Origin of the sequence: Tenacibaculum sp. nBUS_03 (assembly GCF_051201695.1) — a bacterium.
Lineage (GTDB): Bacteria > Bacteroidota > Bacteroidia > Flavobacteriales > Flavobacteriaceae > Polaribacter.
On sequence record NZ_CP179214.1, the window covers coordinates 2,242,710 to 2,268,883 of the forward strand.

Here is a 26,174-nt window from a genome sequence, read left to right on the forward strand (position 1 = left end):
TAATGGTTACCTATTATTTTTAAAATAAAAAAAACGACTACCGTATATGTTACAGAAGTCGTTTTTTTATTTATGATAATTTAAAACTATTTAAGTTTCTTTTTAACTGCTATTTCAGTATATGCTTCAATAGTATCTCCTTCTTTGATATCATTATAGCCTTTTATTTGAAGACCACAATCATAACCTTTCTTAACTTCTTTTACATCGTCTTTAAAACGTTTTAATGAAGTTAAAACACCATCATGAACAACTATTCCTTCTCTAATGATACGTATTTTAGCGTCTCTTGTTATTCTACCAGACATTACCATACAACCTGCAATATTTCCAACTTTAGAAATTTTATAAACCTCTCTAATTTCAATATTACCAAGAACTTCTTCTTTCATTTCTGGAGACAACATTCCTTCCATTGCATCTTTCAAGTCGTTGATAGCATCATAGATGATAGAATATGTTCTAATATCTACTTCTTCTCTATCTGCAACTACACGTGCATTACCTTGAGGTCGTACATTAAACCCTACAATGATAGCATCAGAAGCGGTTGCTAATAATACGTCAGACTCGGTAATTGCTCCAACGCCTTTATGTAAAATATTAACTTGAATTTCTTCTGTTGATAATTTCTGGAATGAGTCTGTTAAAGCTTCAACAGAACCATCAACATCACCTTTTAAGATGATATTTAATTCTTTAAAGTCACCTAAAGCAATACGACGTCCAATCTCTGCTAGTGTTAATGTTTTTTGAGTTCTAACAGATTGCTCACGTTGTAATTGAGATCGTTTAGCTGCAATTTGTTTTGCTTCACGTTCATCATCAAATACATTAAATTTATCACCAGCCTGTGGGGCACCATCAAGTCCTAGTATAGATATTGGCGTAGATGGCCCAGCAACTTTAACTTTTTTACCTTTATCATCAAACATAGCTCTTACTTTACCACTATGCTTACCTGCTAATAAATAATCTCCAATTTTTAAAGTACCAGCTTGTACTAAAATAGTAGACACATATCCTCTTCCTTTATCTAATAAAGCTTCAACTACGGCACCATTTGCATTTTTATTAGGGTTAGCTTTTAACTCTAATACTTCAGCTTCTAGCAATACTTTTTCTAATAACTCATCAACACCTTGACCAGTTTTAGCAGAAATTTCCTGTGATTGAATATTACCACCCCAATCCTCTACTAATAAATTCATAGCAGATAATTGTGTTTTAATATTATCTGGGTTTGCGTTCTGTTTATCAATTTTATTAATTGCAAAAATAATTGGAACACCTGCAGCTTGAGCATGAGAAATTGCTTCTTTTGTTTGTGGCATTACGTCATCATCAGCAGCTACAACAATAATCACTAAATCGGTAACCTGAGCTCCACGAGCACGCATTGCTGTAAAGGCCTCGTGACCTGGTGTATCTAAAAATGCTATTTTTTGATCTCCAACACTTACCGAATAAGCTCCAATGTGTTGTGTTATTCCTCCAGATTCTCCATCAATTACATTCGCTTTACGAATATAATCTAATAACGAAGTTTTACCATGATCAACGTGTCCCATAACTGTAATAATAGGCGCACGAGTGATTAAATCTTCAGGTTTATCTTCAACTTCTTCAATTGATTCTTCTACTTCAGCTCCAACAAATTCAACAGTATAGTTAAACTCTTCTGCTACTATAGATAATGTTTCAGCATCTAAACGTTGATTCATTGTAACCATCATTCCAAGCATCATACAAGATGAAATAATATTTGTTACAGGAACATCCATCATTGTAGCAACTTCACTAACAGTAACAAACTCTGTTACTTTAAGTATTTTGCTATCTGCTTGTGCTGCTTCTAACTCTGCTTCATTTTGCTGACGGTGAGCGTCTCTTTTGTCTCTACGATATTTAGCTCCTTTTCCTTTTTTAGATTTTCCTTGAAGTTTTTCAAGAGTTTCTCTAACTTGTTTTTGGATTTGAGCTTCAGTAAGTTCTTCTTTTTGAACAACAGGGCGTCTTCCTCTTTGACCAGGTCGATTTGGACCTCCAGTTCTTGCACCTCCTCTGTTTGGACCTCCAGGTCTATTAGGTGTTCCAGGTCGATTTGGACCTCCAGTACGGTTGCCACCTTGCCCTTGTGTTCTATTATTTGTACCAGTTCCTGTACCTCCTGCATTAGGTTTACTTATCCTTTTACGCTTTTTCTTATCTCCGTCTTTAGCTTTAGGATCCGGTTTTTTCTTCTTTGGTCTTTCAAATTGTTTTAAATCAATTTTTTGACCAGTAATTTTTGGTTCCGTCAAGTTTTTTATACTGAGTTTTAATTTTTTCAGCATTTTCAGAATTAACCTCAACAGGTTGTTCAGTTGATTTTGGTTTTTCTGTTTTTCTTGCTCTATCTGTCTTTATTTGTTCTACAGCTTTATCAATTCCTTTTTTAGAAAATGTTGGAGCTGTAATACTAGAACTAGCTGTTTCTTTAGCTTGTTGAACTTTCTTTGTAGGTTGTACAACCTTTTCAGGTTTTTCAACTTTTTTATCTTCAACAGGATTAACCTCTTTTTTAGGTGCCTCAACAATAATTTCTTTTTGCTCAGTTTCCTTTTCTTTAGAAGCTTCAATCGTTTCTTCAACTTTCTTATCTATTGGCACTGCTACTGGCTTTATCTCCTCTTTTTGTACTTTAGGTTCTAAACTTTTACCAGTTTCTATATTTATTTTACCAACAGTCTTAAGTTCTAATTTTGCTGCTTTGGCTTTTAAAACTTCTTGTTTTTTTGCTTCTTCTTCTACACGCTTCTTCTCTTGCTCTACTTCTACTTGTTGACGAATTGCTTCCTTTTCTTTTCTCTTTTCTTCGCTTACCTCTTTAGAAGCAACCTTTTTAGATTTATCTGTTTGAAAACCATCAAGTAATATTTGATATTCTGCATCAGAAATCTTTGTTGTAGGACGCCCCTCAACCTCATAACCTTTTTTCGCTAAGTGTTCTACAGCTCTATCTAAAGAAATGTTTAATTCCCTTAAAACCTTGTTTAGTCTTAATTTGTTGCCTTCAGCCATAAATTATTTTATACTTTTTATTAAAGAACACACTTTATAATATTGCAATAGTTACGCTCTCTTTCTTAAATTTACTAGTTTTCTACTTAAAAGCAAGGAAACTAGTACCCTTATATATTTTACTCTTCGAATTCTTCTCTTAAAACTCGCTGAACATCTAAAATCGTTTCCTCCTCTAAATCAGTTCTTTGCACTAACATTGAAACATCTTTCTCAAGAACACTCTTAGCAGTATCTAATCCGATTTTCTTAAATTCTGCTATTACCCAAGCTTCAATTTCGTCAGAAAACTCTGTTAATTCAACATCTTCTTCTTCAATACCCTCTCTTTGAACATCAATTTCGTAACCTGTTAATTCACTTGCTAAACGAATATTTACACCAGATCGCCCAATTGCTTTAGACACCTCTTCTGGTTTTAATAATACATTTACACGCCCTTTTTTACCTCCTTTTTCTTCTTCATAAGCTTCAATGCTTACTGAAAGAACTTTTGCAGGACTTAAAGCTCTTGAAATAAATAATTGTTCGTTTTTAGTGTAATTAATAACGTCAATATTTTCATTCCCTAGCTCACGAACAATACCATGAATACGAGACCCTTTAACACCAACACAAGCTCCTACTGGATCAATTCGATCATCATAAGAATCTACTGCTATTTTTGCTTTATCACCTGGTATCCTTGCAACTCTTTCAATAGTAATTAATCCATCAAAAACCTCAGGTATTTCTTGCTCAAATAACTTCACTAAAAATTGAGGTGCTGTTCTTGACAATATAATCACCGGTTTATTACCTCTTAATTCAACCGTTTTAATTACTCCTCTAACAGTATCTCCTTTTCTGAAAAAATCAGAACGTATTTGCTCACTCTTTGGCAATACAATTTCATTCCCTTCATCATCAAGCAAAATCACAGCATTATGACGAATATGGTGTACTTCGGCACTATAAATATCTCCTTCTAAATCTTTAAATTGCTTAAAAATATTTGTACTGTCATGCTCGTGAATTTTAGATATTAGATTTTGACGTAGAGCCAAAATAGCTCTTCTTCCTAAGTCAACTAATTTAACCTCTTCAGAAACATCTTCTCCTATCTCAAAATCAGGCTCTATTTTTCTTGCTTCAGTTAATTCGATCTCCTCATTATCATCTTCCGACATATCATCTGCTACAACAACTCTGTTTCTCCATATTTCTAAATCCCCTTTATCAGGATTTATAATAATATCAAAGTTTTCATCAGACCCAAATCTACGTTTTAAAGCAGCTCTAAAAACTTCTTCTAAAATAGACATCAGTGTTACCCTGTCAATACTTTTATTATCTTTAAATTCTGAAAACGACTCAATTAACGCAATATTTTCCATCTCATTATCTTAATTAAAATATAATCTTCACTTTTGCACTTTTAATATCTTCATAAAGTAAAGTTTTTATTTTCTCTACAGTATGCTTACCTTTCCCAATAGGTTTTGGTTCTCTTACTTTCCAATGTAACGTTATTTTTTCATCCGTTACATCTGTTAAAGTTCCTTCAATCTCCTCCGCTTCAGTTTTTACTTTTAATATTCTATTAATATTTTTTTTATACTGACGCTTAACTAATAAAGGATGTGCGATATCTGGTGTTGTCACCTCTAAAGAAAAATCTTCTTCCTCTCTATCTAGGTTGTGCTCGATATTCCTACTAATACGAACGCATTCACTCAACGGCACTCCTTCATCTCCATCAACTATTACTTTTATCTTACTATTTGCAAGAAACTGCAACTCTATTAAAAACAGAGATTCATTCTCACTTAATGCTTCCTGTAATAATTCTTTAACTCTCTCCTGATTCATTCTAGGTATAAAAAGAGGGGACAAACGTCCCCTACATCACTTAACTCTTTTAAATTCCCTGCAAATATACTAACTTATTAGTTAATACACAAGTAGCTTTTATCTAAAAAAAATGGTATATTTAATCAGTCTTTATTTCTCTTAAACCCCCAAGAAGATTATGAAAAAAATATTAATCCCTATTGATTTCTCAAAACATTCAGAATACGCATGTGTACTTGCTTCTAAAATAGCAAAAAAATCTAACAGTGAAGTTCATTTACTTCATATGGTCGAACTACCTTCAGGTATAATTGACATGGGTCCGGTAACAATTTTAGCATCCCTGAAAGTATGCTTTACATTAGAAAAGTGAGAGATAAACTACTTAATTACAAAACTAATTTTTTTAGTAAGATACCAAATATTAATCATGCAATACGATTTCAAAATCCTTATGAAGGAATCAGGGATTATTCAAAAAAAATAGACGCCGACCTAGTAATCATGGGCTCAAAAGGACAAACCGCCCTAGAAGAGATTTTGATTGGATCTAACACAGAGAAAACAGTTAGAAGTCTTGAGATACCAATATTAATAACCAAGAAAGAAGACGATAACTTTAAATTTAAAAAATTAGTTTTTGCCTCTACATTTGAAAAAGATGAGGCTAGAGCTTTTGAGGGCTTCTTAGATTTTTCAACTAACTTTAAAGCTAAAATACACTTACTCAAAATAAATACTCCACAAAAATTTGAGAACACTTCAAGCTCTAAGAAAAAAGTAGAGAGTTTTATAGAAAAATACAATATCAAAAATTATTCAATTCATATTTACAATGACAATTCTGTAGAAGAAGGAATTTTAAATTTTTCAGATGAAAAAGATGTAGACTTAATTTCTTTAGCTACCCACGGAAGAAGCGGGCTATCTAGATTTTTTAACGGAAGTGTTTCATTAAACCTATCTAAAAACGTATTAAAACCTGTATTAACCTTTAAAGTATAAAAAACTCCACTAAAATATTACACATTCTGTTCGGTGAGACACACAAACTCACACACCTTGCGTCGCCAGAATCTATACTTAAAGCATTAAAAAAGAAATAAAAAAACTTAAAAAACAACGCTTTAATACTAGGGATTCATAGTGTTTTAATACTTGCACAGACTTTAAAACAATTATTAGAATTTTCGAAACACAATATACTTTAAACCTATATTCTTTTAAGTAAATTTGCCGCCCTCAATCCACAACCTAATGAGAAGAGCTGATTTAAAAGACACTATTTTAATTACTGATATATTAACCGATTCATTTAAAAAAAATAAATCAATTATAAATGTAACAAGAAAAGGAAAAAATCAAATAAAAAGAATTAACTCACTGATGAAATTCTTTTTTTATAATGCATTTTATAATGGCGATGTTTTTTTATCAAACGATGAAAAAGCTTGTATTATGATGTTAACCCATAACAAAAATAGATTTTCTATTTTTGTTAAACTTAAATTCATATTTTGGAATTTTAACTTATTTTTTAATGTCCTTGGAATTAAAAATATCAAAAACGTTTTGCAACGTGAAAAAGCAATAAATAAAAACCATCCTAAAGAGCCTTTTTTACACCTTTATTATGTTGGGGTATTAAGAAACCATCAGGGTAAAGGAATTGGAACAAACCTAATAAAAGAAGCAATAAATCATTACAATGATTACAAGGTTATATACTTAGAAACGTCAGACAAAAGAAATATTCCACTATATCAAAAACTAGGTTTTAACATAGTTAATACGCATAATGAATTAGAGCTTACTCTCTATATAATGAAAAAGAAAATATAATCTTTATAGCAAACTTAAATGTTATAACTTTTATAGTTACACAAATTATGCCTTTAATCAAACTTTCTTTTTTCTTCGTACAATGCCCAAAAAAAGAATTTTAGTATTGAATTTGTTTAGTATATAATTTTTCTAACAACTTAATTATTTACACTCAATCAAAAAGGAATTTTTCAAATTGATTACTTCGTTCTTTTAAACTACGAATTCAAGTTATTCTTTTTCACATACTTTGTTTTTTAAACCATAAAAAAATGCTTTAGTGGATAAAATCTCACTAAAGCATTACTTACTCTGTACGGGCGGAGAGACTCGAACTCTCACACCTTGCGGCACTAGATCCTAAGTCTAGCGTGTCTACCAATTCCACCACGCCCGCTTATTTTTAATTTGTGCGTGCAAATATACACAAAGTATTCAATACACAAACTAAAAACTTTATTTTTTCATTTTTAATTTAATAGAGTATTTATTCTTACAATTATAAAAAATACCCTTGAATAAATTAAGAGCTCTCCGAAGAGAGCTCACAATTAATCATCCTATGTTAAAACCCTTCTAAAAATTCTAAATAGAACACAAATGAGCCGCAAAAATCAGCATTTTTCACCAAATTATAGGTTAATAAATCATTAATTATCCCGCTATACATGCTAAGAATTAAATTTTAAACGAAAATTGTATTTTTAGTGTTGAAATTAAACAAAGGGTCAGCATTTGTTTTAGTTAAATTAATCAAAAAAAGTAATAATTTATTAAAACAACACGATTCGAAAAAGAGTTAATTAAACCAAAATTTATAGAAAAAATATTTTTGCCATGTTAATCTGTTGCTATTTATGTTAAAAAAAACAAATTTTATGAAAAATAGTTAACTTAGCGTACTTAATTATTTTTCAATGCAAACTATCCAAGAATATATAGCTCAACACAAAGAGCGTTTTATAAATGAACTTATTGATTTATTAAAAATACCATCTGTTAGTGCCGATCCTGCATATAATCAAGATGTATTAAACACCGCTGATACGGTAAAAGAACAGTTAAAAAAGGCTGGCTGCGATAAAGTTGAAATATGTGAAACACCAGGATACCCAATTGTTTACGGTGAAAAAATCATTGATTCAAAATTACCTACAGTTTTAGTGTATGGACATTATGATGTACAACCAGCAGACCCAATAGATTTATGGGATTCTCCTCCATTTGAACCTATAATTAAAAAAACGGACCTTCATCCTGAAGGAGCTATTTTTGCTCGTGGCGCATGTGATGATAAAGGACAAATGTACATGCATGTAAAAGCTTTAGAATACATGACCAATACTGGCAACTTACCTTGCAATGTTAAATTCATGATAGAAGGAGAAGAAGAGGTTGGCTCAGAAAGCTTAGCTTGGTTTGTTCCTAGGAATAAAGAAAAACTGGCCAATGATGTTATTTTAATTTCTGACACCGGAATGATTGCCAACTCTATACCTTCCATAACAACTGGATTACGTGGATTAAGTTATGTTGAAGTTGAAGTAACTGGGCCGAACAGAGATTTACATTCTGGATTATATGGCGGTGCAGTTGCTAACCCTATTAATGTATTAACAAAAATGATTGCTTCATTACATGATGAAAACAACCATATAACCATCCCTGGCTTTTATGATAAGGTAGAAGAGTTATCAAAAGAAGAACGAAATGAAATGGCAAAAGCGCCATTTTCTTTAGAAAATTATAAAAACTCTCTTAAAATTGACGCTGTGTATGGAGAGAAAGGATACACAACCAATGAACGAAACTCTATTCGCCCAACTTTAGATGTAAATGGAATTTGGGGTGGATATACTGGTGAAGGTGCCAAAACTGTAATTGCCAGTAAAGCCTATGCAAAAATATCAATGAGATTAGTACCTAATCAAGAATGGAGAGAAATCACTGAATTATTTAAAAAACATTTTGAAAGTATAGCTCCTGCAGGTGTTCAAGTGAAAGTAACCCCTCATCATGGCGGTCAAGGATATGTTACCCCAATTAACAATATCGGATACCAAGCGGCAAGTAAAGCATATAAAGAAACTTTTGGTGTTACTCCAATACCTCAAAGAAGTGGTGGAAGTATTCCTATTGTAGCCTTATTTGAAGAAGAATTGAAGAGTAAAACTATTTTGATGGGATTTGGCTTAGACAGTGACGCCATACATTCACCAAACGAACACTTTGGAGTTTGGAATTATTTAAAAGGCATTGAAACTATACCTTTTTTCTACAAACATTTTACCGAATTATCCAAATAAAAAAACATGAAAATCTGTTTAAGTAAGATCGCTTTAGTTACAATAATACTATTTATTAGTTGCTCAAAGAATGAAGAACAAAAACAAAGGACTGCTGAGGAATACAAACAAGCTACCAAATATATGGATAGAAATTTGTACAGTTTAGTTTACAATCAAGTTTCTGGAAGTAAATTCGTTAACCAAAACTATTTAACATACAACACAAAAAATAAAGATGGCAAAAAATTTATTTTAGTTGATATAGCAAACAAATCTAAAAAAGAAGCCTTTAATCACGATAAATTGGCTGAAAGTTTATCAAAAGAGCTAGGTCAAGAAATAGCAAAAAACAATCTACCTATTTATGGATTTTCATTATCTAAAGATCAAAAAACAGCTACATTTTCTATAAGAGGACAGATGTATTCTTGCGATTTAGAAAACTATTCTATTTCAAAAGTTACATCAAAAGAAACAGAAGCTACTCGAGACGAACATGTCTCTCCCAATGGAAAACTAGGAGCTTACATAGAAAACTACAACCTCTGGGTAAGAGATTTAACAACCAACAAAAAAACACAGCTCACTTTTGATGGTAAAAAAAATTATGGATACGCAACAAACAATGCAGGTTGGATTAAAAGTAATGGAGCCGTTCTAAAATGGTCTCCAAACTCTGATAAAATTGCAACTTTTCAACAGGATGCTCGTGAGGTAGGTATGATGTACTTAACTTCAACTAATGTTGGACATCCTAAACTTGAAGCATGGAAACATCCGCTTCCTGGAGACAAAGATATCTTTACAATTGAACGAGTAATTATTCACCTTGGAGCAAAACCTAAAATTGTTCGCTTAAAAATGAATAAAGATTTTCAAAGAGGGACCACTACGGACCATATAGCTGACTGGAACAACGAACTACTAGATGCGCAATGGAAAAAAGATGGTTCTCAATTTGCTTTTGTATCAGGATCAAGAGACCACAAAACTGCTCACTTACAAATTGCTGATACCAAAACCGGCCTTGTAAAATCTATACACAAAGAAAAAGTTGATACTTATTACGAATCTGGGGTAAATGCTGAAAATTGGAAAGTTTTGTTTGATTCTAACGAATTTATATGGTACTCCGAAAAAACAAACTGGGGACATCTTTATTTGTATGATTTATCTACTAAGCAATTAAAAAATCAAATTACTTCTGGTAACTGGATTGTAAAGCAAATAAAAAAAGTAGATCAAACTAATAAGAAAATCTATTTTACTGCTGGAGGAAAAGAAAGTGGAAATCCCTATCACAATTACTATTACAGTGTTAATTTTGATGGATCAAATCTAAAAAATTTAACCCCTGATAAAGGAACCCATACAGCTACTTTCTCAAATGACTACTCTTATTTTATTGATACTTATTCAACTACTTCTATCCCTCCAATTTCTGTGTTAAGAAATAATAAAGGAGAGAAATTATTGGATTTAGAAACTGCTGATATTACTGCACTAAAAGAAAAGAACTGGCAAGAACCTATTGAATTTTCAGTAAAAGCGCGTGATGGTAAAACTGATTTATATGGAATTATGTGCACGCCGAGCCATTATGATGAACGTAAAAAATATCCAGTTTTAAACTACATTTACCCTGGACCACAATCTGGAAGTGTTGGTAACTATAAATTCAGACCAGTATGGAGAGATTTTCAAGCTGTGGCAGAATTAGGTTTCGTAGTAGTTGCTGTTGATGCAATGGGAACCCCAATGAGGTCTAAATCTTTTCACGATGCTTATTACGGAAATATGGGAGACAATGGTTTACCAGATAATATTGCAGCCATTAAACAATTAGCTAAAAAATATAAAGGTATGGATATTGACCGTGTTGGAATTTGGGGACATTCAGGAGGAGGATTCGCCTCAACTCGTGCTGTATTTGAATATCCCGATTTTTATGACGTAGCAGTTTCCGGTGCCGGGAACCATGATAATAGAAATTACGAAGCCGACTGGGGTGAAAAATGGCAAGGCCTTTTGAAAAAAGGAAAAACACAAGAAAATGGAGTTGAAACTACAAATTACGACAACCAAGCCAACCAATTAATTGCTCAAAACTTAAAAGGGAAACTATTAATAACTCATGGAAGCATGGACAATAATGTTTCTCCATCAAACACAATGTTAGTAGTTGAAGCATTAATAAATGCTAATAAAGACTTTGATATGATTCTTTTTCCAAACAAGAGGCATGGTTATGGAAACATGACCAAATACATGACAAGAAAACGGTGGGATTATTTTGTAACCCATCTACGAAAAGAAATTCCACCAAAAGAATTTGATCTTTCTAACTTCTAAAAAAAACGCTCATAGTGAGCGTTTTTTTAGTTTAAGACAAAAAAAACACCTCTACATTTGTAGAATTAAAAAATTACCTCTACATTTGTAGAGTAAATTATAATTAAACAAAATGCAATTATCAAAAACCGAAGAACAAGTAATGCAATATTTGTGGAAGCTAGAAAAAGCTTTTATGAAAGATCTGTTAGCTGAATTTCCTGAGCCTAAACCAGCGAACACAACAGTTGCAACACTATTAAAAAGAATGTATGATAAAGGCTTTGTTAATTACAAATTACATGGAAAATCAAGAGAATATTTTCCTTTAGTAAAAAAATCAGATTATTTTTCTAAACATGTAAATGGGTTAATTAAAAACTTTTTTAACAACTCGGCAAGTCAATTTGCATCATTTTTTACTTCCGAAACAAATCTATCTGTTTCTGAATTAGAAAGTTTAAAACAACTGATAGACAACCAAATTAAAGAGCAAAAAAAATGATAAGCTATTTTCTAAAATCTGCAAGCTGCTTAGCATTGTTACTTCTCTTTTATCATATTATATTGGAAAGAGAAAAAATGCATAATTTCAATCGTTTTTACCTATTAGGAGCTGTCATTGTTTCATTTTTAACTCCCTTATTCACTATAGAAACAATTGTTATAGTTACTGATGAACCAGAATATATAGATGAAATAACGGGGTCTAATGAAATAGCAACGAATTCCATCAATTACTTTGTCTACCTATTATACATTTGGCTCACTCTAACAGGAATTCTATTGATTCGATTTTTCAAAAACCTTTGGAACCTTAGTAAAATCATCAGAAGCAACGAGAAGATTGGCTATAAAAAAGCAACCCTAGTATTGGTTAACGATACGATTAGTCCTTATACATTTTGGAATTACATTTTTATTAATAAAGAGGAATTTAATAATAAAAAAATAGAAAAAGAATTATTTACGCATGAATTAACCCATGTTACTCAAAAACACACATTTGATGTTCTTTTTCTTGAGTTGCTTTTAATTACTTTTTGGTTTAATCCAATGTTTTACCTACTTAAAAAGTACATTCAACTCAATCATGAGTTTTTAGCTGACAGCAACGTAATTATAGTACATAAAAATATTTCCAAGTACCAATATTTGTTATTAAACAAAACCGCTTGGAACAACAATTATTACCTGGCCAGTAATTTCAATTATTCATTAACAAAAAAACGATTAATTATGATGACTACTAAAAGTTCAAAATCAAAAATTATGTTAAAAAAGTTAGCAATTGTACCGTTAATTGCTGGATTTACCTTTGTATTTGCGGAAAGGGTAGTGGCGCAAAAAACAAAAGCCACACTAAAAGAAATTAAATCAAGTGAAGACAAAGCAAAAGATGTATATGTTTATAAGGATAAAGTAACCTATACTTATGAAAGCGGTAACACGGTTGTAAAAAAACTATCGCATTTAAACGATGCTGAAAAGAAACAACTTCCGCCACCACCCCCTACTCCAAAAGCAAAAGGGAAAACGCCACCTCCACCATCCAAAGCGTTAAAGATGAATCATAAAACACCTCCACCACCTCCGCATGGCGAGGACTGTAAAGAAAGTGATACAGCTTTTTCTGACATAAATACCAAAAAAACAAAACGTTCTATCCAACAAAAATTGCAAATTTCACCGCCTCCAAGAGCTAAGGGAAAAAATAAAAAAATAAACTTGATAGGTATAATGTATTACCTAAACAATAAACCTATTAAAGACAGCAATGTAAAAAACATAGACCCCTCCTCAGTTGCATCTATAAAGGTTCAAAAACACACTAACGGAACAGGTTCGATTTATATCTCCAGTAAATACTAATACATCTTTCAATTGGATATTAACGTAATAAAACGTTCTTTTTTCCTTTTCATTTCAGAATAAAAAGAAACCTTAGCTATGGCTACCTTTTGGTTTTCTTTTTTATCTAAATAAAAAATCTGTATTTTCTATTACAGTAATCTCAAATACCAGATAGTATAAACTCTTAAAATGTTAAAAAACTTTGACAATCTCCGTTTTTTGTAACATTTTATAAAAAAATCGTTTTAATACATATGTTAAAACGATTTTTTCTTATTTGCTCTGGAGCTGACCTGCCCCTACTCAATGAATGTTCCAATGCAGAGCAAAACAAATACGTCGGTATTGGGGCAACCATCTTCTTTACTGCTTTTATGGCGGCGATTGCTGCTAGTTATGCCTTGTACACTGTATTTGACAATATTTACACTTCCATATTTTTTGGTATCATTTGGGGATTATTAATTTTTAATTTAGACAGGTTTATTGTTTCAACCATCAGAAAAAAAGAAAAATTTAGCTCTGAGCTTTTACAAGCCCTACCTAGGTTAATTTTAGCTATGATTATTGCTATTGTTATCTCAAAACCCTTAGAATTAAAAATTTTTGAAAAAGAGATTAATCAGGTATTATTAGAAGAAAAAAATCAGATGACACTTGATAACAAACAACAAATAGCGCAACAATTTACTCCTGAAATAGAAAAAAATCAATCAGAAATTAATGCGTTAAAAGAAGAGGTTAACACCAAAGAGAATGAAGTAAATGACTTGTATGAAACCTATATCGCGGAAGCAGAAGGCCGAAAAGGAACTAAACGTATTGGGAAAGGACCTGTTTATAAAGAAAAAAGAGATAAACATGATAAAGCGCTTGCTGATTTAAGCTTACTTAAAGAAGAGAACTTAAAAAAAATAACAAAAAAAGAACAAGCAATAAATACTCTTATAAACCAACAAAAAGATGTTGAAACATCAACTCAACCAATAATTAGTAATGTTGATGGTTTAATGGCTAGGGTAAATGCACTAAATAAATTACCATGGCTCCCATCTTTTTTTATTTTTCTATTGTTTTTAGCCATTGAGACCGCTCCAATATTCTCAAAATTAATTAGCTCTAAAGGAGAATACGATTACAAGTTTGAAAACCAAGAATCTATTGTTAAAACATGGATACAACAACAAAACCATCAAAGAAATAAGCTTCTAGAAGCTGATAAAAGTTTAAATGAGAAAATATATTCAGATATAAAAGACGAAGAAGAATTATATAAATACAAACAAAAAATAGCTCGTGACTTATTAAAGCTTCAAGCAGATACTTTCTATAAAAATCAACAAAAAACATTATAAGTTTCCCTACTATTATCTAATACATATATTTTTATAAGTTATTTTTTCATAGATTTGCAATCTATTTAAATTTAAAAATTGCATGAAAAATTTAAGTCGCACACTTGCTATAGTTGCCCTTTTTTTTTCACTAACTATTTTTTCACAAAAATTAACAAACCTTTCTTCTCTTCTAATTTCTAAAGAGCTGAAAGAAAATGCTAATGCTATTGTGAGACTAAGTGAAAAAACAATTGAAATTAAAAACTTCGATAAACTTATTGTAAAAGAAAAAAGAATAGTTACTGTTTTTAATGAGTTAGGAAAAAAACACATTAAAGCATATCAACACTACGATAATGACACACGTATTACCAAATTAACTGCTACTATTTTTGATATATTCGGTAAAAAAACAAAGAAATATTCTAAAAAAGATTTTCAAGATGTTAGTGCTGTTGACGGTGGAACATTATATTCTGATGCCAGATTAGCATACCTTGAACATACTCCTTCTTCTTATCCATATACAGTTGTTTTTGAATCTGAGTACAAAAACAATACCACTGCTTTTATTCCACAATGGTTTCCTATGGAAGGATATAATGTTTCCATTGAAAAAAGTACTTATACCCTAAATAACCCTTTAAATATTGAGTATAGAAAAAGAGAACTTAATTTTAAAGAGTATTTAATTGAACAATCTACTAATAACTCAGATTTGGCTTATAAATTAACAAATCAACCAGCTATTAAATACGAAAGTAATACTATACGATTTAATGAATTTACTCCTAACGTATCAATTGCTTTAAATTTATATGCTTTAAAAGGGGTTAAAGGAGCTGCGAAAGACTGGAATGAATTTGGTCAATGGATGTACAACAGCTTGCTTCGTAATAGAAATGAATTATCTCCTTCAACTAAAGCAAAAGCAAATGATTTAGTAAAGGGAATAGAAACTAAAGAAGAAAGGATAAAAAAAATTTATGAGTTTGTTCAAAATAAAACTAGGTACATAAGTGTTCAGGTTGACATAGGTGGATGGGAGCCAATTGCCGCCAATAAAGTTGATGCTGTTGGTTATGGAGACTGTAAAGGATTAACCAACTACACAAAAGCCCTTTTAGATGCTATTGGTATTGAATCATACCATGTAATTGTTTTTGCCAAAGACAAACGAAATATAGATAAAGATTTCACTTCGATGCAAGGAAATCATATGATTTTAAACATTCCTAATAATGGAAAAGACATCTGGTTAGAATGTACGAGCCAAACAAATCCCTTTGGTTACTTAGGTGACTTTACTGACGATAGAGATGTACTAGTTATTACACCTGAAGGCGGAATTATTAAAAGAACTCCTAGTTATAAAGAAAACAACTTACAACTTATTAAAGCTAATATTGAACTAAAAGAAAGTGGATCACTAAATGCTTCTCTAATAAGAAAATCATACGGAATTCAATACGATAATAAATTTCATGTTGAAAATTACACTCCAAAAGAACTAGAAAAATACTACAAATCTTATGTATGGGACTATAACAACAATTTAGAGCTCGATAAAACTTCACTAACCAACAATAAAAACAACGTAGAGTTTGTCGAAAAAATAGGTTTATCGGTAAATGAGTTTGCTACTGTTAGTAATACCAATTATTTATTTAGAGTAAATTTATTAAACAAAACAACGCATGTTCCTAAACGCTATAGAAAAAGGAAAAGGCCTTTAAAAATTCATCGTAGTTTTACAGATAAAGATGAATATACCATAAAACTACCAGCAGGTTTCAATGTAAGCTCCCTTCCAAATAAAAAAGAAATCGAAACTAAGTTTGGAATCTATAAAGTATCTATTGAAAAAATAAATGATACATCTATAATCTACAAAAGAGAGTTTTCATTACAAGAAGGAGTTTACCCTAAAGAAGACTATAAGCCCTATAGAAAATTTATAAAATCAATTGCTAAATACGACAATCTAAGAATTGAGCTAATCAAACAATAAAATTAATTATGAAAAAGTTAATCATTATCCCTTTTTTACTTCTAAGTATCATTTCAAATTCTCAGGAAGTAAAATTCGGAAAAGTATCAAAAGAAGAATTAGTAGAGAAAACACACCCTATTGATTCTACAGCTGAGGCTGCCTATTTATATAAAAAAAGAAGGACACTTTTTTGAATACGATTCTAATAATGGATTTATTATTGTGACTGAAATTCATGACAGAATTAAAATTTACACTAAAGATGGATTTAAATACGCCGTTAAAAAAATAAATTATTACAATCCTGATTCAGGAGACCAAGAAAAAGTAACTAACATCAAGGCATACTCATTTAATATTGTAAATGATAAAATACTAAAACAAAAGCTCTCAAGAAAAAATATATTTGATGAGAAACTAAGTAAATATAGAAGTCAAAAAAAGATAACATTTCCTAACATAAAAGAGGGTTCCATTATTGACCTTAAATACAAAATAACATCACCTTCTTATAATATTAAAACAGTATTTTTTCAATTCGATATTCCTGTTAAACAATTATTCTCTAAAATAGAAATTCCAGAATATTTTCTCTTTAGCAAAAGATCTAAAGGGTATTATTCAATTCCATTAAAAGAATCCATTAAAAGGGGAACTATCAACTTTGGTGGTTATAACAACACTTTAAACTATTCAACACAAACCTATTCTTTCACAAGTGCTAACGTACCAGCAATAAAAAATAATGAACCTTTTGTGAGCAATGTTAATAACTATAGAGGCGGAATTGAATTTGAACTCTCTGGTACTAGATTCCCAAATTCTATGTTTAAAAATTTCTCTACAAGTTGGGAAGATGTATCAAAAAGAATTTACAAATCAACAAGTTTTGGTGATCAACTAGAAAAATATCGATATTTCAAAGATGATTTAACTATGGTTTTAAAAGATGCTAAAAACGACGCTGATAAAATAGCTTTAATTTTCAGCTATCTTAAAAACAAGGTGAAATGGAATGATTATTTCGGAAAGTATACAGAAAAAGGCGTTAAAAAAGCATACAAAGAAGGCACTGGAAACGTTGCTGAAATTAACTTAATGCTAACTGGAATGCTACGATCAATTGGTCTTGATGCAAATCCTGTTTTAGTAAGTACCAAATCAAACGGGGTTCCTTTATTTCCTACTTTTAAAGGTTTTAATTATGTAATTAGCAAAGTAAATTTCCCTGATCAATCATATATTTTATTAGACGCTACTGAAAAATACTCAACACCGAATATACTTCCTATACGATGCCTAAACTGGAACGGAAGAGAGATACATAAAAACGGAACTTCAAATTGGGTTAATTTAATTCCAAAAAAACATACAAAAGAAACAAACACTTTACATATAAAAATAAATGATGATTTATCTATTAACGGAATGCTAAGAACTGTTTACACAGGTCATGTAGCAATGTTATATCGTGACAAAAAGAACATAAAAAAAGAAGAAGACATAATTACAGCCCTTGAAGAAAAGCACGCTGTTGAAATTGAAGACTTTAAAACCCTCAACAAAACAACTCTTTCAAAAAACATTGTTCAGTCTTTTAAATTTGAAGGGGACGATTTTATAGAAAGTATAAATGATAAAATATACATTACCCCTTTATTTTTCTTAGCCCAAAAAGAAAATCCATTTAAATCAAAAGAACGTAATTTTCCAGTTGATTTTAGATTGCCTTGGCAGGACAAACATACAATATCTATAAACGTTCCTGAAGGTTATACCATCCAATCTGTTCCAGCACCTTTGGCTATAGGTTTACCTGAAAACCTAGGAGTTTTCAAATTTCAAATAGTACATAAAGGCAATAAAATTAAAGTAATCTCTATTTTACAGATTAATTCGAATATAATTTCTCCTCAATATTATTCAACTTTAAGAGATTTTTATAAACAATTGGTTTCAAAACAAAACGAAAAAATTGTTTTTATAAAAAAATAAAACATACTTAAACTCACTACCCCATATTAATCTTCAAAAGCAATAGTTTTTGAAGATTTTTTATGTAACTTAATTCCATGAATTAAAAACTCATGGAACAGGAATAGAATATTTTAACATTTCATATTATAAAAATTCTATATTTACATTTCTCATGAAACACATAACCAACAAATATTCAATACTTTATTTCTTAATCTCGCTGTTATCTTTGTTTTTTATAGATAATGAGGCTATACTAGAGTTGGTTTTAAAATTACTTTCTTTAACTTTCTTATCTTTTTTATATCTAAGTACTTCTAAAAAAATAAACTATTGGTATGTTTTAGTTCTCCTTAGCTCAATAGCTTCAGATACTTCTTTAATATTTGACAGTGATTTATTAGTAGTTGGAACTGTACTTTTAATAGTAAATAGAATTTTATACATTATTATATCAAGAAGAGCTCTATATAGAACCAACCTAAAAACACTTACCTTTTACTTTGTGATTTGTTTACTTGTTTTTGTAGTTATATACATTCTTTTAAAACCTTATTTACAAGAAATTTCATACATATTTATATCGCTAGGAATAACGTCCGCTATTATGATATTATTTGCTTTTCTTAATTATTTAAATAAAATGAATACTAAAAACAAACTCTTTCTTTTTGGATTATTCTTAATAATTACAGGAGATATATTAATGGCTTTTAATAAATTTTTAGATTATAGGATGGCTTATGTAATTACCTACTCTATAATTTACTACGTAGCTCGTTACCTTATCTGTGAATCTATGATTGTTAATAAACTAAAAAAATAATTCGAATTGTTTGTTATTTTTTCATAGGTCTCATTAATCCTTCTTGAGCCACAGAAGCAACCAAAACACCATCTCTTGTATAAATATTTCCACAAGCGAAGCCACGAGCCCCAAAAGAATTTGGACTTTCAACAGAAAACAACATCCAATCACTAAAATCAAAATCACGATAAAACCACATTGAATGGTCTAAACTAGCCATTTGAGTATTACCAAAATGAGCTTTACTAGCATTTGGATACAAACAAGCAGTTAAAATATTGTAATCAGAAATATAGGTCAAAATTTGCTGTTTTACTGCTAACTCTAAATTTTTCACCTCTCCTTTTAACTTAAACCAAACATCAACCACAGGAGGTAAATCTATTTGGTCTAACGGATTTACAATTTGCACAGGTTTAAAATCTATAGGACGTTCAATACTTAAAAAAGCTTTCATTTTCTTTGGTAAGAACGCTCCAAACTGATCTAACATATCAGTCCAACTTAACAACTCTTCTGGCTGCTTTATCTCTTTTTTAATCGGCATTTGATGCTCATGCCCCTCTTCTCTCTTATGAAAAGAACAAGCTAATATAAAAATGGTCTTATCATTTTGATGAGCAGTGACACGCCTGGTAGAAAAACTTCCTCCATCACGAATTGTTTGGACATTATACGTAATTGGAACTTCTAAATTTCCTGGTTCTAAAAAATAAGAATGTAACGAATGTAAAATACGTTCTTTTGGAGTAGTTCTATACGCTGCATTTAAGGCCTGAGCTAAAACTTGTCCACCAAAAACATTTGGACTCCCAATATCTTTACTAATTCCATTAAAGTTTCCTTCTCCTACATCTTCTAAGATTAATATATTTAATAACTCCTGAGTATCTTTCATTTTTTATGCTACTTTTCTATCAACGTTTTATCTTTGAATGGGTATTTTTGTTTAAACTCTGTTGGTTTTATTTTGTTTAAAAACAAACTTAAAATTTTATTTGGTATTGTATTTTTGTGACGTAAATAAATGGTCATTTCTTGAGGAACCGCACCCACTGAACTTTTAATTTCACTTGCTGTTCTACCAAAGTTTAAGATAGTGAGTTTTTTAGTAATTGCCATAGAAACATAATCATACAACATTTTTTGATAAATAGCGTATTGTTTATTTAAGTTATAATCTACCCCTACAAAATGAGCATCTAGTGAGTTTTGATTGAAAATTCCTGATAAAAACCCAACCAGTTTATTCTCTAACCAATATCCTTTAAGAATATAATTTTCTTTTAAATTTTCCTTAAGAGCTTTGTATGTTTCTAGATTAAAATCTCCTAAATTAAAACTAGCACTACTTGACACTTTTTTATATAACCTTGTCATCTCAGGTAGTAAATTCTCTATATCATATTGAGTAATCTCTTTGACCTGAATATTTGCACTTTGCTTTAATGCTTTCTTCGCCTTAACTCTAAATTTTGTTCTCATTGAAGCCAAATAATCTTCAAAAACTATCCAATCCTTATCTATTTCTAATACCATATTAGGCTCTACTTTAAAAGAATAGTAGCCCTCATCATGTAAAACATCAGTAATAACAAGAGATTCTCTAATGAAATCTTTTATCATAAAAGCATCTATGTCATTTTTTAATAATGTATCATGGTTTACAAAATGTAATAGTGCACTTACAAACTGCTTTAAAACCTCCTTTTTGTTTTGGTTTGGATGAATAAAAAAACCATGTTCTCCTGTTACAAAAGTATTTCCACAGGTAAGTATTTTAAACGGTTTTTCAGAAGACAACACTCTTAACTTCCTTCCGATGCATTTTACCCTCTCTACAATTGACTGCATTTCATTTTGAACACTATCTAAATAAAAATCTATAATTTGTATGGTAGAAAATCCTATTGCTTTTTTATGATCGTTAAATAAAACAATATAAAAAAATTCAACGTGTGAATTATTTTTTTCTAAAGCCTCTAAATATTTTGAATTAAAATAAAAGTTATTCTGGCATTGCAAGTCTTTATAAATTTCATCAGGAATATTTTTTATTGATGAAAAATACCGAGCATTAGGTGCATTATTATTACAAGATAAAATGTTCACTAATATATTATGATTTGAGTCTAAAATACTAAAAGTTTGGCATATATACTACCCTTAAAACTATTATACAACACCTTGATTCCAAACAGGAACATGTAAAAGTTTACTAATTTTTACCATATCACTTAATAAGTATTCTTTATCGCCATGATTTAACAAATTAAATCTATCTCCATTTTTAGTAACTAAGTTTAACTCATAAGAAAAATAACTACCTCTTGAACTTCCACCTTCTATAAATTTTTGCAAGGCCTGCAAGGCATAAACTTGCTTAAAACAAATAGACTGATCACCGATAATGATTTTTCTTTTACGGCTATGAATATATACTTTAGGCGAGAAAAGTAGTATTAAAAAACACCCTATTAGTAAAAATGGTCCGCCAGAAGTAAAAAACAACTTACCGCCTTTCATAAAGGTAAGAGGACTAGTATTAAATTGATAATACTCATAGAATGATAACACTACATAATTTAATCCTACTAGTAAAAAACCCCATGCAAAAAACTTTGTAAAAGAGCTAGATGTTATTTTATACCCAATCGAAGTTTTTTTAAATGTTTCACTTGCAAAATTACTACCTGAACTTTCTATAGCATCCCATGAAATTCTCTTTCCTATAACATCATCCTTATAATCGTCAAAGGTGAAATTTACTAGCTTATTTTTAGGAGAATTTTTCTTTTTTTTGGAAACATAACTTGTTACAACCATGCCCATTCCCATGAACATAAAAACAAGTAGCATTCCTCCAATTTTAAAATATAGAAATTTTTCTTTCCCATACACTTTTGTGTGGATAGGAACCCTAATTTCTAACTTTTGAAGTAAATGCTTGTCTTTTGAAGTAGGATACTTTAATTGCCTCAAAGAATCTAACTTATGAATATCACCTTGAAGTACTAGTTGCTTTTCAGTGTACCTTTTATATTTACCTTCTAGTTCAGGTCCAAGTACAAAAAAAACAATACACAAAGGGATTAATAAAAAAAACCAAGGGCTCTTATAGGACATTTTTTTCATAGAATATGTTTTTGCACAAATTTGAGGATATTTTTAGTTTTAAGCACAAAAAACACCTTGGTTTATTTGAGTATGCCAAGGTGTTTTGATATTTTATCGTGTAATAGTAATCTACTATCCTACTATATTAATAATTTTTCCAGGTACAATAATTACTTTCTTAGGAATACGTCCTTGTAATTGAGCTTGCGTTTTTTCATATCCCATTACAGTTTTCTCTATTTCTTCTTTAGACATATCTAATGGTAACTCTAAAGTAAAACGCATTTTTCCATTAAATGAAACTGGGTAATTTTTAGAACTCTCAACTAAATGAGAAGCTTCAAATTTTGGAAAGTCAACTGTTGAAATAGATTCAGTGTGTCCTAGTTTACTCCATAATTCTTCTGAAACATGAGGTGCATACGGAGAAATCAGTATTAATAAAGGCTCTAAAATTTCACGTTTATTACATTTTAATGCAGTTAATTCATTTACAGCAATCATAAAGGTAGAAACTGAAGTATTGAATGAGAAATTCTCAATATCTTCTTCTACTTTTTTAATTGTTTTATGCAACGTTTTTAACTCCTCTTTTGTTGGTTTATCATCTGAAACAGTAATTCCTTGTTCACCAACATATAACTTCCATAACTTCTTAAGGAAAGAATACACTCCTGAAATACCTGAGGTTTTCCAAGGTTTTGTTTGCTCTAAAGGACCTAAAAACATTTCAAACAAACGCAATGCATCAGCTCCATATTCTTCACAAATGTCATCCGGGTTTACAACATTAAACCAACGTTTAGACATTTTTTCAACTTCCCTACCAACTACATATTTGCCACCTTCTAAAATAAATTCAGCATTTTCAAATTGAGGTTGCCATTTCTTAAGAGCTTCTAAATTTAACTCATCAGAGGTGTTTATTAATTTAACATCTACTCTTATTTCATCAATATCGTATTCTTCTATTAACCCTTTCGAAACATATTTCTCAGTCCCTTTAACTCTATAAACTATAGCACTTGTTCCCAAGATCATCCCTTGGTTAATCAATTTTTTCGCAAATTCATCAACAGGTAAAACCCCTTTATCGAATAAGAACTTTTGCCAAAAACGTGCATACAATAAATGTCCTGTTGCATGTTCAGAACCACCAATATATAAATCAACCTCTTTCCAATAATCAACAGCTTCTTTACTTACAAATTCTCCATCATTGGTAGAATCCATATAACGATTAAAATACCAAGAACTCCCTGCCCAGCCTGGCATCGTGTTTAATTCAAGTGGAAATACCGTTTCGTTATTAATTAAATCATTACTAACAACCTCAGCAGTTTCAATGTTCCAAGCCCAAACCTCAGCATTACCTAGAGGTGGTTTTCCATCTTCTGTAGGTAAATATTTTTCTACTTCTGGTAATACGATTGGCAAATGTTTTGCTTCAATCATTTGTGGCATTCCATCTTTATAATATACTGGAAATGGTTCTCCCCAATAACGTTGACGACTAAATACAGCATCACGTAAACGGTAATTTATTTTACCATAACCAAAACCGCGTTTCTCTATCTCATAGATTACGGTTTTCATTCCTTTTTTATAATTTAAACCATCTAAGAAATCAGAGTTCGCTAGTTTAATTCCATCTTTAGTATCGTTTGCTTTTTCAGAAATATCAACATTTGCAAAAATATTTGGAATTTCTAATCCAAAATGATTTGCAAAATCATAATCACGTTGATCACCACATGGAACAGCCATAACAGCACCTGTTCCGTAACTTGCTAATACATAATCACCAATCCAAATAGGTACTTGTTTACCAGTAAATGGATGTAAAGCATATGCTCCAGTAAACACTCCTGATATAGTTTTAACATCAGCCATACGATCACGTTCAGAACGTTTAGCTGTTGCTTCTATATAAGTATCAACAGCCTCTTTTTGTTCGGCTGTTGTTATTTTTGCTACTAAATCATGTTCAGGAGCTAAGGTCATAAAAGATACTCCAAAGATTGTATCAGGTCGTGTTGTAAACACATCAATTTTGGCATCGCACCCATCTACATCAAAAGAAACCATTGCTCCTTGTGAGCGACCAATCCAATTTGTTTGGCTATCTTTTAAAGGCTGTGGCCAATCTATATTTTGAAGTCCATCTAATAAACGTTGCGCATATGCTGAAATTCGCATAGACCATTGTGTCATTTTTTTACGAATCACTTCATGTCCACCACGTTCTGAAACTCCATTTACAATTTCATCATTTGCTAAAACAGTTCCTAAAGCAGGACACCAGTTTACCTCTGTATCTGATAAAAATGTTAAACGATATTGCAATAGTATTTCTTGTTGTTTTTCTGATGAGAAACTTTTCCAGTCATCCGCAGAGAAAACATCTATATCTTCATCTGAAACTGCATTTATATTCACATTTCCTTCTGCTTCAAATTTTGAAATTAAGGTTGAAATATCTTCTGCTTTGTCAGTATCTTTATTATACCAAGAATTAAATAATTGGGTAAAAATCCACTGAGTCCATTTGTAATATTCTGGACTAGAAGTTCTCACTTCACGAGACCAATCAAAAGAAAAACCGATATTATCTAACTGACGACGGTATGTTTTTATATTTGTTTCTGTAGTAATTGCAGGATGTTGCCCCGTTTGAATTGCATACTGTTCAGCTGGTAACCCAAACGAATCATATCCTTGTGGATGCAATACATTAAATCCTTTATGACGTTTATAACGTGCATAAATATCACTTGCAATATACCCTAATGGATGTCCAACATGCAATCCTGCTCCTGAAGGATAAGGAAACATATCTAATACGTAATATTTTGGTTTATCAGAAGTGTTACTGGCTTTAAAAGTTTGGTTGTTTGCCCAAAATTGTTGCCATTTTTTTTCTATTTCTTGGTGATTGTATTGCATTCTTCTTATTTATTCCTATCGTCATAAGTAACAAGAGAAAGCTGTAATCTATGTAATTAGATTTTAACAACAAACTCGTTAATATAAACACGACATTTATTTAAAGGTGCAAATTTACGTTTATTTGAGGATTATAAAAGTTTTATGATATTCAATTCTAAGTAAGTACTAAATTTTGTGACAGCATTAAAACCATATTTCCTCTTTTATTAATAAAAAGGTTAACAAAAGCAGACGTCTCTTCTATTGTTAACCTTACCCATGAAGGACAATTACATTGAATTAAAAATAGTTTTCCCTTAAGTTCACCTTCAATCTACACAAGACTGATAATCAGAACCCTCCTTATATAGTACTTGTGAAATTTCTTTATTAAGAAAAAAAGATACTATCGAGTTTTCACAACTAAATTCAACATCATAACTTTTAATATTCCCACTTCCATAATTAATTGTTAATTTTTGATTTGTTAAGTAGTAATCTAATTCTCTGGGGATTGGAATTGTAAATACTCCGTCTATTCCATAAAATGTTGATTGTTTACCATTTTTAAAAGTGTGCTTAACATTTTTTTCAAGTCCCTTCAACAGCCACTCTCCCTTTTCTAACAATTCAATTTTATCTTCTATTGTTAGTTTTTTAGGTAATTCATCTTCATTAGGGGTGCAGCTTGAAAGTAGTATAACTCCTACAAAAACAATTTGATTCCATAAATTTTTCATAATTTCTGTGTTTAAGATTAGCGATTTAAAACACTTCGAAATACGTGTTATTTATTAATTTTTATAACCTTAAACTTAGTT

General features: G+C 30.7%; 21 protein-coding genes and 1 tRNA gene. 12 read left to right on the forward strand and 10 right to left on the reverse strand.

Translation table 11 applies throughout. The features are described 5' to 3' along the window. Positions 1 to 86: 86 nt before the first annotated feature. The 4 genes from infB to rimP all read right to left on the reverse strand — a co-directional run bounded on the left by infB (position 87) and on the right by rimP (position 4,914). Positions 87 to 2,303: a translation initiation factor IF-2 gene (gene infB, locus ACMFBB_RS10490; RefSeq protein ID WP_435260735.1), complete on the reverse strand. Its 2,217-nt coding sequence runs from the start codon at positions 2,301 to 2,303 to the stop codon at positions 87 to 89. Beyond that, positions 2,269 to 3,063, reverse strand: a complete 795-nt coding sequence (locus ACMFBB_RS10495; RefSeq protein WP_435260736.1) for a hypothetical protein — start codon at positions 3,061 to 3,063, stop codon at positions 2,269 to 2,271. The genes infB and ACMFBB_RS10495 overlap by 35 nt, the downstream gene beginning before the upstream one ends. A gap of 119 nt (positions 3,064 to 3,182) precedes the next feature. Then, positions 3,183 to 4,439, reverse strand: a complete 1,257-nt coding sequence (nusA, locus tag ACMFBB_RS10500; RefSeq protein WP_435260737.1) for a transcription termination factor NusA — start codon at positions 4,437 to 4,439, stop codon at positions 3,183 to 3,185. A gap of 13 nt (positions 4,440 to 4,452) precedes the next feature. After that, entirely contained in the window at positions 4,453 to 4,914 is a 462-nt protein-coding gene (gene rimP / locus ACMFBB_RS10505; RefSeq protein ID WP_435260738.1) for a ribosome assembly cofactor RimP, read from the reverse strand. Positions 4,915 to 5,074: 160 nt separating this feature from the next. Between rimP and ACMFBB_RS10510 the strand changes: the two genes are divergently transcribed. The 3 genes from ACMFBB_RS10510 (at position 5,075) to ACMFBB_RS10520 (ending at position 6,738) form a co-directional block, all read left to right on the forward strand. Then, the gene (locus tag ACMFBB_RS10510) at positions 5,075 to 5,269 is read left to right on the forward strand and encodes a universal stress protein (protein ID WP_435260739.1); all 195 of its coding nucleotides are present in this window, start codon (positions 5,075 to 5,077) and stop codon (positions 5,267 to 5,269) included. Continuing rightward, positions 5,266 to 5,901, forward strand: coding sequence for a universal stress protein (locus ACMFBB_RS10515; RefSeq protein ID WP_435260740.1), 636 nt, complete (start codon positions 5,266 to 5,268; stop codon positions 5,899 to 5,901). The genes ACMFBB_RS10510 and ACMFBB_RS10515 overlap by 4 nt, the downstream gene beginning before the upstream one ends. Positions 5,902 to 6,153: 252 nt before the next feature. Then, positions 6,154 to 6,738: a GNAT family N-acetyltransferase gene (locus ACMFBB_RS10520; RefSeq protein ID WP_435260741.1), complete on the forward strand. Its 585-nt coding sequence runs from the start codon at positions 6,154 to 6,156 to the stop codon at positions 6,736 to 6,738. Between the two features lie 297 nt (positions 6,739 to 7,035). On the opposite strand, the gene ACMFBB_RS10525 is transcribed toward ACMFBB_RS10520, so the two are convergent. Continuing rightward, positions 7,036 to 7,117, reverse strand: a tRNA-Leu gene (locus tag ACMFBB_RS10525). A 520-nt stretch (positions 7,118 to 7,637) separates the two neighbouring features. On the opposite strand from ACMFBB_RS10525, the gene ACMFBB_RS10530 reads away from it, so the two are divergent. The 9 genes from ACMFBB_RS10530 (at position 7,638) to ACMFBB_RS10570 (ending at position 19,326) form a co-directional block, all read left to right on the forward strand. After that, positions 7,638 to 9,026, forward strand: a complete 1,389-nt coding sequence (locus tag ACMFBB_RS10530; RefSeq protein WP_435260742.1) for a dipeptidase — start codon at positions 7,638 to 7,640, stop codon at positions 9,024 to 9,026. A 6-nt stretch (positions 9,027 to 9,032) separates the two neighbouring features. Beyond that, positions 9,033 to 11,360, forward strand: a complete 2,328-nt coding sequence (locus ACMFBB_RS10535; RefSeq protein WP_435260743.1) for a DPP IV N-terminal domain-containing protein — start codon at positions 9,033 to 9,035, stop codon at positions 11,358 to 11,360. A gap of 112 nt (positions 11,361 to 11,472) precedes the next feature. After that, on the forward strand, positions 11,473 to 11,844 hold the full coding sequence (locus tag ACMFBB_RS10540) for a BlaI/MecI/CopY family transcriptional regulator (RefSeq protein WP_435260744.1): 372 nt from the start codon (positions 11,473 to 11,475) through the stop codon (positions 11,842 to 11,844). Then, the gene (locus ACMFBB_RS10545) at positions 11,841 to 13,211 is read left to right on the forward strand and encodes a M56 family metallopeptidase (protein ID WP_435260745.1); all 1,371 of its coding nucleotides are present in this window, start codon (positions 11,841 to 11,843) and stop codon (positions 13,209 to 13,211) included. The genes ACMFBB_RS10540 and ACMFBB_RS10545 overlap by 4 nt, the downstream gene beginning before the upstream one ends. A 236-nt stretch (positions 13,212 to 13,447) precedes the next feature. Next, a complete protein-coding gene (locus ACMFBB_RS10550; RefSeq protein ID WP_435260746.1) occupies positions 13,448 to 14,548 on the forward strand; it encodes a DUF4407 domain-containing protein in 1,101 nt (366 codons plus the stop codon). A gap of 82 nt (positions 14,549 to 14,630) precedes the next feature. Next, positions 14,631 to 16,541: a DUF3857 domain-containing protein gene (locus ACMFBB_RS10555; RefSeq protein WP_435260747.1), complete on the forward strand. Its 1,911-nt coding sequence runs from the start codon at positions 14,631 to 14,633 to the stop codon at positions 16,539 to 16,541. Between the two features lie 8 nt (positions 16,542 to 16,549). Then, a complete protein-coding gene (locus tag ACMFBB_RS10560; protein WP_435260748.1) occupies positions 16,550 to 16,717 on the forward strand; it encodes a hypothetical protein in 168 nt (55 codons plus the stop codon). Positions 16,718 to 16,745: 28 nt separating this feature from the next. Continuing rightward, positions 16,746 to 18,518 (forward strand): DUF3858 domain-containing protein, encoded by a 1,773-nt coding sequence (locus ACMFBB_RS10565; RefSeq protein ID WP_435260749.1) that lies wholly within the window; start codon positions 16,746 to 16,748, stop codon positions 18,516 to 18,518. Positions 18,519 to 18,672: 154 nt separating this feature from the next. Further along, positions 18,673 to 19,326, forward strand: a complete 654-nt coding sequence (locus ACMFBB_RS10570; protein WP_435260750.1) for a lysoplasmalogenase family protein — start codon at positions 18,673 to 18,675, stop codon at positions 19,324 to 19,326. A gap of 13 nt (positions 19,327 to 19,339) precedes the next feature. On the opposite strand, the gene ACMFBB_RS10575 is transcribed toward ACMFBB_RS10570, so the two are convergent. From ACMFBB_RS10575 to ACMFBB_RS10595, 5 genes are all read right to left on the reverse strand, one after another. Beyond that, positions 19,340 to 20,206 (reverse strand): acyl-CoA thioesterase, encoded by an 867-nt coding sequence (locus tag ACMFBB_RS10575; protein ID WP_435260751.1) that lies wholly within the window; start codon positions 20,204 to 20,206, stop codon positions 19,340 to 19,342. An 8-nt stretch (positions 20,207 to 20,214) separates the two neighbouring features. Then, positions 20,215 to 21,420: a GNAT family N-acetyltransferase gene (locus ACMFBB_RS10580; protein ID WP_435260752.1), complete on the reverse strand. Its 1,206-nt coding sequence runs from the start codon at positions 21,418 to 21,420 to the stop codon at positions 20,215 to 20,217. A gap of 63 nt (positions 21,421 to 21,483) precedes the next feature. After that, positions 21,484 to 22,443, reverse strand: a complete 960-nt coding sequence (locus ACMFBB_RS10585; protein ID WP_435260753.1) for a hypothetical protein — start codon at positions 22,441 to 22,443, stop codon at positions 21,484 to 21,486. Positions 22,444 to 22,557: 114 nt separating this feature from the next. Then, complete coding sequence (gene leuS / locus ACMFBB_RS10590) at positions 22,558 to 25,371, reverse strand: leucine--tRNA ligase (protein WP_435260754.1); 2,814 nt, start codon at positions 25,369 to 25,371, stop codon at positions 22,558 to 22,560. Between the two features lie 311 nt (positions 25,372 to 25,682). Continuing rightward, positions 25,683 to 26,093: a hypothetical protein gene (locus ACMFBB_RS10595; protein WP_435260755.1), complete on the reverse strand. Its 411-nt coding sequence runs from the start codon at positions 26,091 to 26,093 to the stop codon at positions 25,683 to 25,685. Positions 26,094 to 26,174 lie beyond the last annotated feature (81 nt).